Origin of the sequence: Kribbella jiaozuonensis (assembly GCF_005233875.1) — a bacterium.
In the GTDB taxonomy this organism is placed as follows: domain Bacteria; phylum Actinomycetota; class Actinomycetes; order Propionibacteriales; family Kribbellaceae; genus Kribbella; species Kribbella jiaozuonensis.
In genome coordinates, this window is record NZ_SZPZ01000006.1 from 38279 (window position 1) to 54479 (window position 16201).

General features: G+C 66.8%; 19 protein-coding genes. 14 read left to right on the plus strand and 5 right to left on the minus strand.

The annotated features are described in order from the left end of the window. The 3 genes from FDA38_RS35430 to FDA38_RS35440 all read left to right on the plus strand — a co-directional run bounded on the left by FDA38_RS35430 (position 1) and on the right by FDA38_RS35440 (position 3099). Complete coding sequence (locus tag FDA38_RS35430) at positions 1-1311, plus strand: extracellular solute-binding protein (RefSeq protein WP_202878001.1); 1311 nt, start codon at positions 1-3, stop codon at positions 1309-1311. Positions 1312-1387: 76 nt separating this feature from the next. Next, positions 1388-2269, plus strand: coding sequence for a carbohydrate ABC transporter permease (locus FDA38_RS35435; RefSeq protein ID WP_137258578.1), 882 nt, complete (start codon positions 1388-1390; stop codon positions 2267-2269). Beyond that, positions 2269-3099 carry a carbohydrate ABC transporter permease gene (locus FDA38_RS35440; protein WP_137258579.1) on the plus strand — a complete coding sequence of 277 codons (831 nt, stop codon included), beginning with the start codon at positions 2269-2271 and terminating at the stop codon, positions 3097-3099. The genes FDA38_RS35435 and FDA38_RS35440 overlap by 1 nt, the downstream gene beginning before the upstream one ends. On the opposite strand, the gene FDA38_RS35445 is transcribed toward FDA38_RS35440, so the two are convergent. After that, positions 3089-4297, minus strand: coding sequence for a TerC family protein (locus tag FDA38_RS35445; protein WP_137258580.1), 1209 nt, complete (start codon positions 4295-4297; stop codon positions 3089-3091). The genes FDA38_RS35440 and FDA38_RS35445 overlap by 11 nt on opposite strands. 101 nt (positions 4298-4398) lie before the next feature. On the opposite strand from FDA38_RS35445, the gene FDA38_RS35450 reads away from it, so the two are divergent. After that, on the plus strand, positions 4399-5007 hold the full coding sequence (locus tag FDA38_RS35450; RefSeq protein WP_137258581.1) for an acyl-CoA-like ligand-binding transcription factor: 609 nt from the start codon (positions 4399-4401) through the stop codon (positions 5005-5007). 65 nt (positions 5008-5072) lie between these two features. Continuing rightward, the gene (locus FDA38_RS35455; RefSeq protein ID WP_137258582.1) at positions 5073-6629 is read left to right on the plus strand and encodes an FAD-dependent monooxygenase; all 1557 of its coding nucleotides are present in this window, start codon (positions 5073-5075) and stop codon (positions 6627-6629) included. Here FDA38_RS35455 and FDA38_RS35460 read toward each other — a convergent pair. Then, positions 6596-7159 (minus strand): helix-turn-helix domain-containing protein, encoded by a 564-nt coding sequence (locus FDA38_RS35460; RefSeq protein WP_137258583.1) that lies wholly within the window; start codon positions 7157-7159, stop codon positions 6596-6598. The genes FDA38_RS35455 and FDA38_RS35460 overlap by 34 nt on opposite strands. A gap of 38 nt (positions 7160-7197) precedes the next feature. On the opposite strand from FDA38_RS35460, the gene FDA38_RS35465 reads away from it, so the two are divergent. Beyond that, entirely contained in the window at positions 7198-7719 is a 522-nt protein-coding gene (locus tag FDA38_RS35465; RefSeq protein WP_137258584.1) for a GNAT family N-acetyltransferase, read from the plus strand. An 11-nt stretch (positions 7720-7730) separates the two neighbouring features. Here FDA38_RS35465 and FDA38_RS35470 read toward each other — a convergent pair whose 3' ends face one another. Continuing rightward, positions 7731-8279, minus strand: a complete 549-nt coding sequence (locus tag FDA38_RS35470; RefSeq protein WP_137258585.1) for a M15 family metallopeptidase — start codon at positions 8277-8279, stop codon at positions 7731-7733. Positions 8280-8364: 85 nt separating this feature from the next. Between FDA38_RS35470 and FDA38_RS35475 the strand changes: the two genes are divergently transcribed. The 3 genes from FDA38_RS35475 to FDA38_RS35485 are packed head-to-tail and all read left to right on the plus strand — an operon-like array spanning position 8365 to position 10652. Beyond that, positions 8365-9027 (plus strand): response regulator transcription factor, encoded by a 663-nt coding sequence (locus tag FDA38_RS35475; protein WP_137258586.1) that lies wholly within the window; start codon positions 8365-8367, stop codon positions 9025-9027. After that, positions 9024-10100 carry a sensor histidine kinase gene (locus tag FDA38_RS35480; RefSeq protein WP_202878002.1) on the plus strand — a complete coding sequence of 359 codons (1077 nt, stop codon included), beginning with the start codon at positions 9024-9026 and terminating at the stop codon, positions 10098-10100. The genes FDA38_RS35475 and FDA38_RS35480 overlap by 4 nt, the downstream gene beginning before the upstream one ends. 42 nt (positions 10101-10142) lie before the next feature. After that, on the plus strand, positions 10143-10652 hold the full coding sequence (locus FDA38_RS35485; RefSeq protein ID WP_137258587.1) for a GNAT family N-acetyltransferase: 510 nt from the start codon (positions 10143-10145) through the stop codon (positions 10650-10652). 169 nt (positions 10653-10821) lie between these two features. On the opposite strand, the gene FDA38_RS35490 is transcribed toward FDA38_RS35485, so the two are convergent. Together FDA38_RS35490 and FDA38_RS35495 are read right to left on the minus strand one after the other, a co-directional pair. Next, complete coding sequence (locus tag FDA38_RS35490) at positions 10822-11097, minus strand: hypothetical protein (protein WP_137258588.1); 276 nt, start codon at positions 11095-11097, stop codon at positions 10822-10824. Positions 11098-11143: 46 nt separating this feature from the next. After that, positions 11144-12061 (minus strand): M23 family metallopeptidase, encoded by a 918-nt coding sequence (locus FDA38_RS35495; RefSeq protein WP_233715121.1) that lies wholly within the window; start codon positions 12059-12061, stop codon positions 11144-11146. A gap of 341 nt (positions 12062-12402) precedes the next feature. On the opposite strand from FDA38_RS35495, the gene FDA38_RS43730 reads away from it, so the two are divergent. The 5 genes from FDA38_RS43730 (at position 12403) to FDA38_RS35515 (ending at position 16195) form a co-directional block, all read left to right on the plus strand. After that, the gene (locus tag FDA38_RS43730; protein ID WP_355483003.1) at positions 12403-12477 is read left to right on the plus strand and encodes a putative leader peptide; all 75 of its coding nucleotides are present in this window, start codon (positions 12403-12405) and stop codon (positions 12475-12477) included. A 78-nt stretch (positions 12478-12555) separates the two neighbouring features. Beyond that, positions 12556-13449: an amino acid ABC transporter permease gene (locus FDA38_RS35500; protein WP_137258589.1), complete on the plus strand. Its 894-nt coding sequence runs from the start codon at positions 12556-12558 to the stop codon at positions 13447-13449. Then, positions 13446-14198 carry an amino acid ABC transporter ATP-binding protein gene (locus FDA38_RS35505; protein WP_137258590.1) on the plus strand — a complete coding sequence of 251 codons (753 nt, stop codon included), beginning with the start codon at positions 13446-13448 and terminating at the stop codon, positions 14196-14198. The genes FDA38_RS35500 and FDA38_RS35505 overlap by 4 nt, the downstream gene beginning before the upstream one ends. After that, positions 14198-15151, plus strand: a complete 954-nt coding sequence (locus tag FDA38_RS35510; protein WP_137258591.1) for an ABC transporter substrate-binding protein — start codon at positions 14198-14200, stop codon at positions 15149-15151. Before FDA38_RS35505 ends, FDA38_RS35510 begins: the two co-directional genes overlap by 1 nt. A 9-nt stretch (positions 15152-15160) precedes the next feature. Further along, entirely contained in the window at positions 15161-16195 is a 1035-nt protein-coding gene (locus FDA38_RS35515; protein WP_137258592.1) for an ABC transporter substrate-binding protein, read from the plus strand. Positions 16196-16201: the final 6 nt, after the last annotated feature.

A 16201-nucleotide genomic window follows, 5' to 3' on the forward strand; every position in this document is an offset into this window, starting at 1 on the left:
GTGGTCACGCGTCGGCAGTTCCTCGGCCTCGCGGCCGGAGCGACCACGGCCGGTCTGCTTCCGGGCTGCAGCTCGGTCCTGCCCGAACCCGACGTCCAGGCGGCGGGTTTCGGGCAGGAGGCCACCGGCACCGTGCAGGTGTGGTGCCGGGCGGCGACCCAGACCGGTCTGACGGACCTGGTGAAGAAGTTCAACGCGTCCCAGGACCGGCTCACGGTCGAGCTGACGCCGGTCCTGGACGCGCAGTACGTGACCAAGCTGGCGACCGCGATCCGCGGCCGGAGTGTGCCGGACCTGGTCGACATCGACGACATCAACTCGATGCTGTTCATCTACCGCGACGCGTTCACCGACCTGACCGAACCGCTGGCCGCGCTGGACTTCCGGGACAAACTCAGCCCGGGCCACCTGCGGCTGGCGACGAAGGACGAGCGTGTGTACGGCGTTCCGTACCTCGCCGACAACTCGATGTTCTGGTTCAACACCGAGCTGTGCGACCGCGCCGACGTCGATCCGGACGAGGCGGTGAAGTCGTTCGACAACCTGCTCGACGCGGCCCGGAAGCTCCGCAAGCTCGGCGACGACATCTACGCGTGGAGCTTCCCGGCGAACAGCCCGGGCGCGCTCGGTTTCGTCGTACAGCCGATGATCTGGGCCGCCGACACCGACCTGATCCAGGGCACGATCGGCAGCCAGTCCGGGCACATCGTCGGGAACGACGTGGTGCAGCGGATGCTCGAGCTGCACCGGCAGTTGTGGGTCGACGGATTGGTGCCGAGGGCAAACTTCTCCGACGACGCGTCCCGGTGGGGCAGCGACTTCCGGGCCGGCAAGGTCGGCATCTTCCCGTCGAACTACAGCGTGGTCGTGTCGGCGTCCGACGACGCGTTCCACAAGAAGGTCACGCCGCGGCTGTTGTCCGGGCCGGACGGCGGTGCGGCGTTCTTCGACGGCGGCGACAACATGTGTATCCCACGCGGCGCTCGCAATGCATCGGGGGCGTGGGAGTTCGTGCGGTTCGCGCTGGATCTGCCGCAACAGATCGATCTGCCGGCCGGTGGGTACACGCCGGTACGGTCCGATGCGCGGACCCCGGAGTTCGCGAAGAAGTACCCGTTGGCGACGCTGCCGCTGGAGCGCATCCAGGAGGGGTACGCGCCGACCACGCTGTCCTACAACCTCCTCTACAACCAGCCGGACGGGCCGTGGCTGCAGATGTTCCGCCGCGCGGTGTTCGACGGCGAACTGGAGGCCGCGATGAAGGAAGCCCAGCAGAACTACGACCGAATTCTGAAGCAGGGGCAGGCATGAACGAGCGTAGCGAGTTCATCATTCAACACTGCGTACCTCGTGCCTCATCGGCGCCCGGAGCGAAGCGAGGACGACGATGAGTTTGCCGCGATCGTTGACGCACCCGGGACGAACCGGGCTGTTGTTGGTCACCCCCGCGGTTCTCTTCGTCGGCGTCTTCGTACTGGTGCCGCTCGGGTTCGCGTTGGTGATCTCGCTGACCAACTGGCCGTTGATCGGCTCGGTGAAGTTCAGCGGACTGAAGAACTACACCGCGATCGTCTCCGACGCCGCGTTCGCCAAGTCCGTTCTCTACACCTTGCTGTACACGGTCATCGTGACCGGGCCGATCCTGGTGCTCGGCTACGCGCTAGCAGTCCTGGTACGCCGTAAGCGCCGCGGCTCCACGCTGTTGCGTACGGTCTTCTTCCTCCCGTTCGTCGTCGGGCTGTCGACGCTCAGCTTCGTCACGGTCCTCGAGGCGCAGCCGGAGAGCGGCGTGATCAACATCGTGCTGAAGAAGCTCGGCATCACCGACGGTACGACGGCCTGGCTGGTGGACGGACCGCTCGCCACCGGGCTGATCTGCGTGCTGGTGATCTGGGCGGTCAGCGGACTGACGATGATGCTGCTGATGGCCGGCATGCAGGCGATCCCGCGGGAGTACTACGAGTCGGCCGAGCTGGACGGCGCCGGCTGGTGGAAGACCGAGCGGGAGATCACGATCCCGATCCTGCGACGGACGATCGCGATGGCCGTGATCATCTCGGTGATCGGCTCGCTGCTCGCGTTCTCGCAGTTCTACATCCTGACCCGCGGCGGCCCGGGTACCGACACCACGACGGTGGTCCAGTACATCTACAACCGGGCCTTCGTTCAGCTGCAGCTCGGTGCCGCGACCGCGCTGTCGATCGTGCTCGTCATCGTGGTCGGCCTCGTCACCGCCGCCCAGTTCCGGCTGCTTCGGGAGAAGGACTGATGAGACTCAAGAACACCTTCTACGTCATCGGCGGTAGCGGCGCGTTCCTGGTCTTCGCCGTACCGTTGCTGTGGGCACTCTTCCGCTCGGTGCAACCGAACGATGTGATCGTCGCGGCTCCGAACGCATCGACGTTCTTCCATCTGACCTGGGGCAACTTCCGGACGTTGATCGAGGGACCGGGCAACTTGATCCGGGCCGTCGGCAACAGCTTGATCGTTGCTCTGAGCACCGCGATCTTGACGGCGCTGCTGGCGACGTTCGCCGGCTACGGCTTCGCGCGGTTCCGCTTCCGCAGTGCGCCGGTGCTGTTCGCGCTCGTGGTCGTCTCGATGATGATCCCGTTCCAGGCGATCCTGACCCCGCTCTACCTGGAGATGAACACCCTCCGGCTCACCGACAGCCTCTTCGGCCTCGTGCTGTTCTACACCACGGTCAACCTGCCGTTCGGCGTCTTCGTGATGCGCAACTCCTTCGCCTCGGTCCCGGTCGAGCTCGAGGACTCCGCCCACGTCGACGGCTGCGGAACATTCCGGATGCTCGGCTCGGTCCTCCGGCCACTCATCATGCCCGGCGCCGCCACCGTCGCCCTCTACGCTTTCCTGGCCGCCTGGACCGAGTTCCTGGGCGCGCTCACTTTCCTGACCAAGGACGAGCTGTACACGTTGCCGGTCGCGTTGGTGAACGTCCAGGCAGGCGCCTACGGCGAGATCAACTTCGGCTCGCTCGTCGCGGGGGCCGTGATCGCGATGATTCCGTGCGTGGTGCTGTACGTCGGGCTGCAGCGGTTCTATGTGAGTGGACTCGCCTCCGGCGCTGTCAAAGGCTAGGGCGGATCTCGTGGTCGGCGTGGGCGGCGGCGTGGGCCTCGCCGACCTCGCGGCAGAGGGCCATCAGGTCGGCTTCGTTCAGGACGTGCTGCTTGGCCTTCGGACCCAGTTCGGTGATGTGGTCGCGGGCGCGGAGGAGGCGTTGGAAGACGCGTTCGCGCTCGTCCGGGTCGTCGGTGTACTCGGGGTCGAGGTACGCGTTCGCGTCGCGGCGGATGTGGGCCATCGCGGTCTGCGTCCGGCCGCGGGTACTGAACAGTGAGGCGAAGATCGTGATCAGCAGGACGACCAGGATCACCGCCAGCGAGAGGCCGGTGCTGATCTCGACCACCTCGACTGGCTCGCCGCCGTTCACGAACGGCAGGTTGTTCTCGTGCAGTGCGTGCAGGATCAGCTTCGCGCCGATGAACATCAGGATCGCGGCCAGCCCGAACGACAGGTAGATCAGCCGGTCCAGTAGGCCGTCGAGCAGGAAGAACAGTTGCCGCAGGCCGAGCAGGCTGAACGCGGTCGCGGTGAACACGACGTACACGTTCTGGGTCAGGCCGAAGATCGCCGGGATCGAGTCGAGCGCGAACAGCAGGTCGGTGGCGCCGATCGCGACCATCACCAGCAGCATCGGCGTCAGCATCCGGCGGCCGTCGACCACCGTGGTCAGCCGGTCCCCGTCGTACTCCTCGCTGGTCCGGAACAGCCGGCGGGCCAGCCGTACGACGATGTTCTGCGCCTGGTGCGACTCCTCGGTCTCCGGCTTGAGCATGTTGCCGGCGGTCAGCAGCAGCGCGACCCCGAACAGGTAGAACACCCAGGAGAACGTGTTCAGCAGCGCGGAGCCGGCGAAGATGAACGCGGCCCGGGCGATCAGGCTGACCACGATCCCGACCAGCAGCACCTTCTGCTGGTTCTCCCGCGGCACCCGGAAGCCGGTCATGATGATCAGGAACACGAACAGGTTGTCGACCGAGAGCGCCTTCTCCGTGACGTACCCGGCGAAGTACTCCGAACCCATCTCGGTGCCGCCGATGACGAGCGTGCCGAGACCGAACAGCACCGCGATCCCGACGTACAGCGCGGACCAGACCGCGGCTTCGCGCAACGTCGGGACGTGCGCCGACCGGACGTGGAAGAAGTAGTCGAACAGCAGCAGGCCGACGATCGCGACCAAGGTCAGCACCCAGACCAGCGGGGACACCGTCATGTCGTAACCCAACCATGGCCGGCTGGTGGGATTCCCGGGTTGGGATGAAATTGCCTAAAAGGCATCTTTGCTCTTTCGGCAACTTCTGCTACGGTCGTGTCATGGCCGAAGGGTTGCGGGAGCGGAAGAAGCAGGAGACGCGGATCGCGTTGAGCTGGGCGGCGGTCCGGCTCGCCGTCGAGCGCGGGTACGGCGCGGTCCGGATCGAGGACATCGCCGCCGAGGCCGGGGTCTCGCTGCGGACGTTCCGCAACTACTTCGACAGCAAGGCGGATGCGATCGCCGCGCGCGAGGTGGATCGCAGCCTGAAGATCGCCGAGGAGCTCCGGGCGCGGCCCGCCGACGAACCGCTGTGGGTGGCGATCCGGGCCGCGATCGAGGCCCATTTCGCGCTCGGCGAGGAGGGCCACGGCAGCCGGCGGCCGCCGGACGAGCAGTGGCTCAAGGGCATCCGGTTGATGATGACCGAGCCCGCACTGCAGGGTGCGATCGTGCTCGCCTACGCACGGGTCGGCGAGGAGATGGCGGCCGCCATCGCCGAGCGGACCGGGATCACGGGAATGTATCCGCGGCTCGTCGCCGATGTGATCGGCGCGGCCCGAGGGGTCGTGATGGCCGAGTGGATGCGGGCCGATCCGCCCCGCTCGATCGCCGACCTGCTGACCGAGGCGCTCGACCAGATCGAGGCCGGCCTGCCAGTGCCTGAATAAACCAACTTCTTGATTCCCCCGGTCAGTCGCCGGGGTGGTCAGTCATGCCCAAATGGAGGAACGTCATGGATGCTGAAGTCATCATTGCCGGGGCCGGACCGAACGGCCTCATGCTCGCCATCGAACTGCGCCTGGCCGGGGTTCAGCCCCTGGTGCTGGAGCGACTGCCCGAACCGAACTCCATCCCGCGAGCCAACGGTCTCGTCGGCCAGGTTGTGCGGATGCTCGACCGACGCGGGCTGTACGAGCGTCTCGCCGGTACGCCAGGTCCGCCGCAACCGCAAGCGGCGTACATCTTCGGGGCGATGGAGCTGCCGCTCGCGGAGCTCGAGGACAACCCCGTGTATCTGCTGCCGGTGCCTCAGGTCCGGGTCGAGGCTGTACTCCGCGAGCGGGCGCTGGAGCTCGGCGCCGAGATTCGTCCGGGCCACGAGTTGTCCGGTCTGTCGCAGGATGCGGACTCGGTCACCGTCGAGGTCACCGGTCCGGACGGTGTGTACGAGCTGCGGACCCGCTATCTCGTCGGCGCCGACGGCGGCCACAGCCTCACCCGCAAGCTCGCCGGTATCGATTTCCCCGGCGTGACCAACGACCGCATGGTCTCCCGTACGGCGAGTGCCCTGGTGCCGCCGGAGCTCATCGATCCGGAGACCGGTGCGCTGACGATTCCGGGGTACGGCGTGATCCCGCCGTTCATGCATCATCGGACGGAGCGGGGGATGTTCGTGTTCGCGCCGTTCCCTGGTCGTCAAGCTGTGAGCACGGGGGAGTGGGACGATCCGGGTGATGCCGGTGAGATGACTTTCGAGGAGCTGCAGGCGAGCGCGGATCGCGTGCTCGGTGTGCATGTTCCGTTGACGCCGCCGGAGGGTGACGGGCCGCGGTTGTTGCGGCGGCTCGTCGGAGGTAACAGCCGGCTGGCGGACCGGTACCGCGAAGGGCGGGTGCTGTTGGTCGGCGATGCGGCCCACGTTCACTCGGCGATGGGCGGGCCTGGGTTGAACCTTGGCCTACAAGACGCGATCAACCTCGGCTGGAAACTGGCCGCCGAGGTGAAGGGCACAGCCCCCGCGGGCTTGCTGGACACCTACGAGTCGGAGCGACGCCCGGTAGGCGAGCGAGTCGTGATGCAAACCCAGGCCCAAACCGCACTAATTGCCCCCGGCAACGAGGTCACCGCCTTGCGGCAACTCTTCGCCGAACTCTTCACCGAACCACGAAACGTCCAACGAATCGCCGACCTAATCACCGGCGCCGACATCCGCTACCACGCGGGCGCCCACCCGCTGGTGGGAAGGTGGGCACCCGACCTGGTGATCGAGCAGGCGGCCTCCTCTTCGCTCGCGCCTGAGTCGTCCCCCGTGCGCTTGGCCGAGTTGATGCGCGCGGGCCGCCCGCTCCTCCTGGACCTGACCCCGGCCGGCACCTTCGCGGCAACAGCCGTGCCTGACCAGATCGACGTGATCACCGGTAGCAGCGATCGTCAGATTGCCTTGCTCATCCGGCCCGACGGTTACGTCGCTTGGGCTGCGGAGGCTGATGGAGATGCTGAGCGAGACGGGCTGCGCGATGCGCTTGCTGTGTGGATTCAGGCGCGGCCTTTGACGAGTGCGACGAGGTAGCGGCACGGCGTCGTACCTGGGTTGTGGAAGGTTGTTGCCGAGGGTGGCCCGAGCTGCAGGCAGTCGCCGGTGTGTAGTTCGTGGACCTGCCGCCCTTCATGGAAGCGGAGATGTCCGTCGAGGATCCACAGCTGCTGGTATTTGAAGATGTATGCGTCGGCCGGATACGAGACCGACGCTCCCGCCGGGAGCTCGACTTCGACCAGCTCCAACGATGATTCGGTCACCGGGGACACCGCGCGCCGGTGGTATCCGGTGATCGGGTCTGTCCAGACCGGCTGATCCTCCGCCCGTCGCAGCAGCTCCCCGGTGTTCTCCGCGCGGGCGACCAGCTCGGACAACGTCATACCGAGCGCACCCGACAACTTCCCCAGCAGTACGGCGGTGGGCTGCGCCTCGCCCCGCTCGATCTTCCCGATCATCGCCCGCGACACCCCCGACCGCTCGGCGAGCGCGTTGACAGACAGGTCCAGCGCCGTACGCGCCTGCTGCACGGTCGAGGCCAGAGATCGAGACAGATCGTCAATCACGTTGCCACTATAGCGGCAATTGTGGCTACTATCGTGCCATGGTTCAGGTTAGAGACGCCTCGGCCGCCGACGCCGAGGCCTGCGCGGCGATCTACGCCCCCTACGTCACCGACTCCGCCATCACCTTCGAGATCGACCCGCCCAGCCCCGCGGAGATGGCCGACCGGATCGCTCAGGCCCAATCGACCCACGCCTGGCTGGTCGCCGAGGACGAGGACCGCGTCATCGGCTACGCGTACGGCGGCCCGATGAAACCACGCGCTGCGTACCGCTGGTCCTGCGAAGTCAGCGTCTACCTGGAACCAGGCCGCCGCCGCACCGGCACCGGCCGCGCCCTCTACGAAGCCCTCTTCACCCGCCTCACCACCCGCGGCTACCGCACCGCCGTAGCCGGCATGACCCTCCCCAACCCAGCCAGCGAAGGCCTCCACAAGTCGCTGGGCTTCGAACCCATCGGCACCTACCGAAACATCGGCTGGAAACTCAACAACTGGCACGACGTCACCTGGGTCCAACGCCCCCTAGCAATCCTCCCCGACCCACCCGCCGAACCCAGCTAGCCGGGTGTCTGTTAGTTCTTGGTGGGGTCTGTCATTGGTGGGCAGTCGTCGCCTGGTTTGGTGGCTAGTTCGAAGTGCCAGATTTCGTTGGTGAGGGTTTGGCATAGGCCGTAGCGGTTGCCGTGGCGGGTTAGCCAGTCGTCGGCGTTGGTGGGGCCTATGTCTACGGCGTGGCCGGTTACGTGGTGGGATTCGTCTGGTTCGGCTACGTATTCGAGGGCCTTTTTCTTAGTGCCGTATTTGCGGATTGCTTTGTCCAGGAGCTCTTGCTGGTACTTCTTGCTGCGCCAGCCCGTCGTGACCTGCATCTTGATGCCGTCGTGGTTCATGGCGGTTTCGGCTTGCTGGACTGCTTTGCGGAGGGCGGGGTCGAGCTTGGCGATGCCGGGGAGGTCGGTGTCGTAGGCCGAGGTGTGGTCGGGGAGGACGCCGTCCGCCGCGCGGGGCGGCCCACTCGGGGTTGCGTCGTCCTGGGCGGAGGCCGCTGTGCACGAGGTCAGCCCCAGACAGGTGACTGTGGCAACAATCGCTACGACGGTGGTGCGGTGATCGGTCAGCATGCTGACAGTTCATCCAAGGCGATGTTGCGAGAGCGTCTGCAAATCCGGATACGTTTTCGATACGCGGCCTGGTTCAATGGTTGCTATGAGGGTGCTGGTCGTCGAGGACGAGGTCTATCTCGCCGAGGCGATCCAGGCGGGGCTGCGTCTGGAGGCGATCGCGGCCGATCTGGCGTTCGACGGCAACGCCGCGCTGGAATCCGTGACGGTCAACGCGTACGACGTGGTCGTCCTCGACCGCGATCTCCCCGGCATCAGCGGCGACGAGGTCTGCCGGCGGATTGTTGCGCAAGGCATCGGATGCCGTGTGCTGATGCTGACCGCGGCCGGCGATCTCGACGACAAGGTCGTCGGGTTCGAGCTCGGCGCCGACGACTACCTGACCAAACCGTTCGAGCTGCGCGAGCTCGTCGTACGCCTCAGAGCTCTGGTACGCCGACCCGCCGCCGCCACACCGACGATCATCGAGTACGCCGGAGTGCGCCTCGACCCGTACCGGCGCGAGGTGTACCGCTCCGGCCGATACGTGAAGCTCGCGCGCAAGCAGTTCGCCGTACTCGAGGTGCTGATGGCGGCTCGAGGTGGAGTCATCAGCGCGGAAACGCTGCTGGAGAAGGCCTGGGACGAGAACGCGGACCCGTTCAGCAACGCAGTACGACTCACGATCTCGGCGTTGCGGAAGCGGCTGGGGGATCCGTGGGTGATCCACACCGTGCCCGGCGTCGGCTACCGGATCGGTGAGTCGTGAGCGACGAACGGCTGATGACGTGGCGGCCGCGGCTGACGGTCCGGCTGCGGCTGACGCTGAGCTACGCGGGGCTGCTCGTCGTCGCCGGCGCCGTGGTCGCGTGCATCATCTGGCTCGTCTTCCGGATCGTGCCGAACTACCCGCTCACCGCCGCCAACCCACGCGACCAAGAGCCCGCGCCGACCCGCGGCGAGATCCTCCACCTGGTGGTGACGCTGTCCGGATGGGCGCTGGGGTTCCTGGCGATCATCGGGCTCGTCGGCGGATGGTTCCTCGCGGGCCGGATGCTCAAGCCGCTGCAGGACATCACCGCCGCGGCGCGGAAGGCGGCGAGCGGGTCGCTCGATCATCGGATCGGGCTGACCGGCATCCGGGACGAGTTCACCGATCTGTCGGACACGTTCGACGAGATGCTGGAGCGGTTGCAGCAGTCGTTCGAGCAGTACCGGCGGTTCGCGGCCAACGCCTCGCACGAGTTGCGGACCCCGCACGCGGTGATGAAGACGATGCTCGACGTGGCGCAGGCGGATCCGGAGCATCAGGACGTGCCGCAGCTGGTGAAGCGGCTGGCGGAGACGAATCAGCGCGGGATCAACATCGTCGAGACGCTGCTCAGTCTGACGGCGCTGAGCAACCGCGAGGTGGAGCTGGACCCGGTCGATCTTGCCGCGGTACTGCGGTCCGCGTGGCCGGCGCTCTCGGCGGAGGCGGCCGAGTCCGGGGTGACGCTGTCGTCCGACATCCAAGAGTCCGTTGTGGAGGGCAACGATGTGCTGCTGCATCAGCTGGTGACGAACCTGGTGCAGAACGCGATCCGTCACGGCGGCGGCGCCGCCGAGGTCACGGTCGGGCGCGGGAGGCTCGTCGTACGGAACGACGGGGCGGTGCTCGAGCCGGCCGTGGTGCGGACGTTCGTGGAACCGTTCGCGAAGAGCAGGTACGGCGCCGGGCACGGGTTGGGGCTCGCACTGGTGGATCGGATCGTCGAGGTCCATCACGGGCGGCTGGAGCTGGTCGCGAACGTCGACGGTGGGCTGACCGCGACCGTCGTACTGCCCGAGGTGGATGCCTGACCCGGCAAGTGATTGGCCCGGTCTGCGGGGGAGGATGGTGCGGTGAGTGACGAACGACCTTCAGCCGACCGCCAGGTGACCGTACGACGTGCTGTCGAGGAGGACGATGCCGCGCTGCTCGCGATCGAGCAGGTCTCGTGGGACGCGTCGTCGGGGTTCCCGTCGTACCAGGACACCCTGACCGACACGTTCTTCGCGCGGACTGGTCCGGATGCGCATCTGGTGGCGGAGTACGACGGGGAGGTCGTCGGGTACCTGCGGTTGCAGGACAAGTACCCGTTCCCGGAGGGCGCCGGCGTACTGACGATCAACGGCCTCGCGACCGCGCCGACCGCACGCCGGCTGGGGGTCGCGTCGGCACTCCTGGACGCAGCCGCGGCCGAGGGCGTACTCCGCGGCGCCCGCAAGATCAGCCTCCACGTCCACAGCACCAACGCCCCCGCCCGCCGCCTCTACGAACGCCACGGCTACGTAGTAGAAGGCACCCACCCGAACGAATTCCTCATCGAGGGCGACCTGATAGCCGCCCTCGACATGGCGAAGATGCTTTAGCGGCTGATGGTCGGCGAGAAGATGTTCCAGATGCTGCTCGTCCCCGGCACGTAGACGCGGTAACGGCGGGTCCGGTTCGGGTAGTAGTTGTAGGTCACCTGGCCCACGCTGTTGGTGGTGACGTACGCGAGGCCCTTCCACGTCGACGTGCCGATGTCCTGGTACTGGATCAGGACCTGCTTGTTGGCCCACCGGATGTAGCGTCGAAGGCGGTCGCACCGCCGGCCGGCTTGAAGGTGACAGTGCCGATCGGCGGGACCTCACCGAGGATCGTGAAGCTGACGTCGCGAGCGCCGTACAGGAACTGAAGTCGTCCCTCCGGGTACATGGTTGCCACCGGAGTGCTCTTCCAGACCGCGGTGTAGACACTGCCGGGGCAGTTCGTCCCCAGCTTGGCCACGAAGTTGTTGTTCGCCGCACCGATGCTCAGCCGCGACGGAACCACGAGCGAGCAGGTCGCCGTGGCCCGTTGCGGAGCAGCTTGGGCTGATCTACGGGTTGAGGCCGTGGTCGCGGAGCCAGGGTTCGGGGTCGATGGGGGCGCCGCCGTGGGGGAGGACCTCGAAGTGGACGTGGGGGCCGGTGGTGTTGCCGGTCATGCCGATGCGGCCGACCATGGTGCCGGCCTGTACCGAATCGCCGACGGAGACGTCGAACTCTTCCATGTGGCTGTACGACGTGACCGTGCCGTCGGAGTGACGGACCTTGACCTGGCGGCCGTACGCGCCTTCGAAGTCGGCCTGGATGACCTCGCCGGCCATCACCGAACGGACCGGCGTACCCATCGGTGCCGCGAAGTCGAGACCGGTGTGGTTGTGGGCCCAGCGGCCGCCGGCCTGGTTGAAGCGGGCGGTCAGGTGGTACCCGGTCGTCGGCAGGACGATCTCCGGCGCGGCCTTCGCGATGGCGGCCGCCTTCGCGATCGCCGCCTTCTTCGCCGCGGCCAGCGCCTTGGCCGAGTCGGCCGCCTTCTTCGCCGACGCCGCCTTCGCCGCGGCCAGGGCGAGTGCCCGGCGCTGCGTCAGCGTCGCGTTCGCGGCCAGCTTCGCGGCGCGCTGCTTGGCGGCCTTGTCGGCCGCCGCCTTCTGGGCCGTGGCCAGCGACAGGTCGATCCGGGACGCGTCCCGGGACCCGAGGTCGCGGCGGTCGATCCGGGCGGAGGTGAGAGCGCCGGCCTGTGAGGGGTTCAGGCCGGTGCCCGCGTTCGGGGCGGCCGGACCGGCCGCGGACGAGCTGAGCCCGACGGCGGTGGTCCCGGCGGCGGCAGCCAGAGCGGCGGTCAGACCGATCAGCTGGGTACGGCGGGTTGCGAGTCGACTGATGGAGCGGTGCTTGGCCACCCGGCGCGGCGCAGCCGGACGACTTGACGTCGGCCGATCTGTTTCCGGCACGTCTTGGTGAGTAGGCACGAGAAAACCTTCCAGGGAGGGACGTTCGCCGTCGAGGGGGTACGGCGACCTCAACGACCATAACGAGGGCGTCTCAAGCGCCTCAAACACAGGTTGCGATCAGATCAACGAAATCGAACACGCTCAGTGAGGCCGTCCTGCCGCCTTGTACGCGCTCAGGCGTGAACCTGCCGAGTGAAGACTCAACTATCGGCGTGACGCGGATCACCGGCCGATTGGCGCCGCGCAGGCCCTCCGGACCGGTATAAGCCGTCCATATATTGAGAGCTTTGTCGACCCACTTACTAAACTTTCACCGGCGTTCCATACTGAAATGACACGAGCGACGAGAGGAGACGGAGATGACGCGCAAGCCGCCGTACTACCGCCTCCACATCGACCTTCTCCGGGTCTCCAGCGCGCTCTGTCTGCGCTGAGCTGAACCCCTTCTCGTACCGCTGAGACGTCCCGTTCCGGACGTCCGCGAAGCCTGCCCACCGCCAGGGAGTCTCATCGTGTCCACTACTTCAGTCACGTCTGTGTCCGGCGCGTCCGGCCCGCCGACGTCCGCAGTACCGCTTGACGCCGACCTGCCCGTTGTCGCCCGCCGGCACCCGTGGCGCTGGGTCGGGGTCGCCGTTGTCCTTGTCCTGCTGGCGATGTTCGTGCACGGTCTGGCCACGAACCCGGGCTGGGACTGGCCGACGTTCTTCCAGTTCTTCGCCACCAGGACGATCTTCTCCGCGCTCTGGGTGACCGTGCAGCTGACCGTGTACGGCACGGTGCTCGGGTTCGTGCTCGGCGCCGTACTCGCCTCGATGCGCTTGTCCAGCAGCCCTTTCCTGCAAGTAGTTGCCTGGGGCTACATCTGGGCGTTCCGGTCGATCCCGTTGATCGTGCAGCTGCTGTTCTGGTTCAACATCGCTTATCTGTACAAGGAGTTGAGCATCGGCGTCCCGTTCGGCCCGGAGTTCGTGCATTTCAGCACGAACAACCTGTTCGGTCCGCTCGGTGCCGCCGTACTCGGGCTCGCGTTGCACCAGGCCGCGTACGCCGCCGAGATCATCCGCGGCGGGATCATCTCGGTCGACGCCGGCCAGCTGGAAGCCGCGGCCGCGTTGGGGATCCCACGGATCCGGCAGTTCTTCCGCATCGTGCTGCCGCAGGCGATGCGGTCGATCCTGCCGAACGGCGCGAACGAGGTGATCAGCCTGTTCAAGGGCACGTCGATCGTCTCGGTGATGGCGATCCCCGAGCTCTTCTACCAGGTGCAGGTGATCTACGGCCGCAACAGTCGCGTCGTGCCGCTGCTGATGGTCGCGACGGTCTGGTACATCGTGCTGACCACGCTGCTGTCGATCGTGCAGTACTACGTCGAGCGCCGCTTCGCCCGCGGGACGTCACGATGATCGACGTCAAGGGTGTGCACAAGAGCTTCGGCGAACTCGAAGTACTGAAGGGCATCGATCTCGACGTACCGGCGGGTGCGGTCACCGTGATCCTCGGGCCGTCGGGATCGGGCAAGTCGACGTTGCTGCGGTCGATCAACCATCTGGAGAAGGTGGATCGCGGGCTGATCAAGATCGACGGCGAGTTGATCGGGTACAAGCGGCGCGGCAACAAACTGCACGAGCTGCGCGAGCGGGAGATCCTGCGGCAGCGGTCGCAGGTCGGGTTCGTGTTCCAGACCTTCAACCTGTTCGGGCATCTGACCGTGCTGCAGAACGTGGTCGAGGCGCCGGTGTCGGCGCAGCGCCGCAAGCGCAGCGAGGTCGAGCCGTATGCGCGGGAGCTGCTCGAGCGGGTCGGTGTCGGTGACAAGGCTGATGTGTATCCGCGGCAGTTGTCCGGCGGTCAGCAGCAGCGGGTCGCGATCGCTCGTGCGCTGGCTCTGAAACCGAAGGTCCTGCTGTTCGACGAGCCGACCAGCGCGCTCGATCCCGAGCTGGTCGGTGAGGTCCTCGACGTGATCAAGGAGCTCGCCCGCGACGGCGCCACGATGGTCGTCGTCACCCACGAGATCGGCTTCGCCCGGGAGATCGCCGACACGGTGGTCTTCATCGACGGCGGCCGGATCGTCGAATCGGGTCCGCCGCGCGAGGTCCTCGACAACCCTGTCCACGAGCGCACTCGCGCCTTCATCTCGAAGGTCCTCTGATGAAACGTTCTCTGTACGCCGTTCTCGCCGGAGCCGCAGCACTCGCGCTGGCGCTGGCCGGATGCGCCGGCGATCCCCAGGCCGTCGCCGCCTCCGACACCGGTGTGAATACCTCGGCCGATCAGAACCGCATCACCACCAGCAAGAACGATGCCGCCGCCGCGTTGGTCCCGGCGAAGGTCCGTGATCGCGGCACCTTGATCGTCGGCGGTGGGTTTGGGTCGGGCAGTGTGCCGCTCGGGTTCTACGCCGATGACAACAAGACCCCGATCGGGCTCGAGGTCGACATCGCGTACCTCGTCGCCCAGGCGCTCGGGCTGAAGCCGGAGATCGAGGTGACGAGCTGGGAGAACCTGTTCGTCGGGCTCGACTCCGGGAAGTACGACGTCGGGTTCTCGAACATCACGGTGACGGAGAAGCGGAAGCAGAAGTACGACTTCGCGACGTACCGGAAGGACGACATCGCGTTCGAGGCGAAGAAGGGCGGGACCTGGCGGGTCAGCGGCGGGAAGGACATCGCCGGGAAGACGATCGCGGTCGGGTCCGGGACGAACCAGGAGAAGATCCTGGTCGACTGGAACGAGGCGAACGTCAAGGCTGGGTTGCCGGCGGCAACGATCAAGTACTTCCAGAAGAACACCGACACGTACTTGGCGTTGAGCTCCGGGCGGATCGATGCGTACCTCGGCCCGAACCCGTCGATCGCGTACCACGTGAAGACCTCCGGCGAGACCGAGACCATCGGCAAGTTCTCCGGCGCCGGTCCGACGCTGCAGGGCCTGATCGCCGCGACGACGAAGAAGGACGACGGCTTGGTCAAGGCCTATCAAGCGGCGCTCAACGCGGTCATCGCAGACGGCAGCTACGCCAAGGTCCTCGCCCGCTGGAACGTCTCCAGCGAAGCCGTCGCCACCTCCGAAATCAACCCACCCGGCCTCCCACTGACGAGCTGAGGAATGACGATGACTGAACGACAGAAGACCCCCGCCGCCCCTTCGGGGCGCCGGGCGGGGGAGAGGCGCGCGGCCGGAGGCCGCGGGGTGGCGGCGCGGGTAAGTGCGGGGCTCGTGGCGGTGCTGCTGGTGCTGGCCGGCTGTGCCGACCCGCAGACCAGCCCGGCGCCGAAGGATGGCGACGCGTCGCAGGTTGCGTTCGACACGTCTGCGAAGCAGACGCACATCACCTCGTCGAAGGTGGAAGCGATTGTGGCTGAGTTGCCGGCTGCGGTGCGGGACAGCGGGAAGCTGGTGGTGGGGAATGGGTCCGCGGGTGGAGGTTTGCCGCCGCTCGGGTTTACGGCGGATGACAACAAGACGCCGATCGGGGTCGAGATCGACATCGCGTACCTGGTCGCGAGTGTGCTCGGGCTGCAGCCCGAGATCGACACGACCAGCTGGGAGAACCTGTTCCTCGGGCTCGACTCCGGCAAGTACCAGGTCGGGATCTCGAACATCGGCGTGTCCGAGCTGCGCAAGGAGAAGTACGACTTCGCGACGTACCGGCTCGGCCTGCATGCCTTCGAAGCAAAGAAGGGCTCGGGGCTGAAGATCACCGGTCCGGCCGACATCTCCGGCAAGACCGTCGCGGTCAGCTCCGGCACGCTTCAGGAGGCGATCCTCGTCGACTGGAACAAGCAGAACGTCGCAGCCGGCCGCAAACCCGCCAACCTCAAGTACTACCAGCAGGCCGCGGACACCTACCTCGCCCTGCAGTCCGGCCGAATCGACCTGTACCTCGGCCCGAACCCGAACGCGTCGTACCACGTCGCGACGCAGCACCAGACCGAGATCGTCGGCACGGTCTCGTCCAGCTACCCCGTGCAGGGTCTCGTCGGGATCACCACCAAGAAGGACGACGGCCTGGTCAAGCCGCTCGCCGACGCGCTGAACGCGGCGATCGCCGACGGCAGCTACGCCAAGGTCCTGGCCAAGTGGGGCCTGCAGGCCGAGGCCGTCCCGAAGTCGTTGATCAACCCGCCCGGTCTGCCGAAGAAATAGGAGAAC

Bases quoted from the DNA above. Each gene is read 5' to 3' on its own strand.
- FDA38_RS35505 (WP_137258590.1), top strand. From the start codon at position 13,446: ATGATCGACGTCAAGGGTGTGCACAAGAGCTTCGGCGAACTCGAAGTA.
- FDA38_RS35510 (WP_137258591.1), top strand. From the start codon at position 14,198: ATGAAACGTTCTCTGTACGCCGTTCTCGCCGGAGCCGCAGCACTCGCG.
- FDA38_RS35470 (WP_137258585.1), bottom strand. From the start codon at position 8,279: ATGCTGACCGATCACCGCACCACCGTCGTAGCGATTGTTGCCACAGTC.
- FDA38_RS35515 (WP_137258592.1), top strand. From the start codon at position 15,161: ATGACTGAACGACAGAAGACCCCCGCCGCCCCTTCGGGGCGCCGGGCG.
- FDA38_RS35475 (WP_137258586.1), top strand. From the start codon at position 8,365: ATGAGGGTGCTGGTCGTCGAGGACGAGGTCTATCTCGCCGAGGCGATC.
- FDA38_RS35435 (WP_137258578.1), top strand. From the start codon at position 1,388: ATGAGTTTGCCGCGATCGTTGACGCACCCGGGACGAACCGGGCTGTTG.
- FDA38_RS35450 (WP_137258581.1), top strand. From the start codon at position 4,399: ATGGCCGAAGGGTTGCGGGAGCGGAAGAAGCAGGAGACGCGGATCGCG.
- FDA38_RS35455 (WP_137258582.1), top strand. From the start codon at position 5,073: ATGGATGCTGAAGTCATCATTGCCGGGGCCGGACCGAACGGCCTCATG.
- FDA38_RS35445 (WP_137258580.1), bottom strand. From the start codon at position 4,297: ATGACGGTGTCCCCGCTGGTCTGGGTGCTGACCTTGGTCGCGATCGTC.
- FDA38_RS35465 (WP_137258584.1), top strand. From the start codon at position 7,198: ATGGTTCAGGTTAGAGACGCCTCGGCCGCCGACGCCGAGGCCTGCGCG.
- FDA38_RS35440 (WP_137258579.1), top strand. From the start codon at position 2,269: ATGAGACTCAAGAACACCTTCTACGTCATCGGCGGTAGCGGCGCGTTC.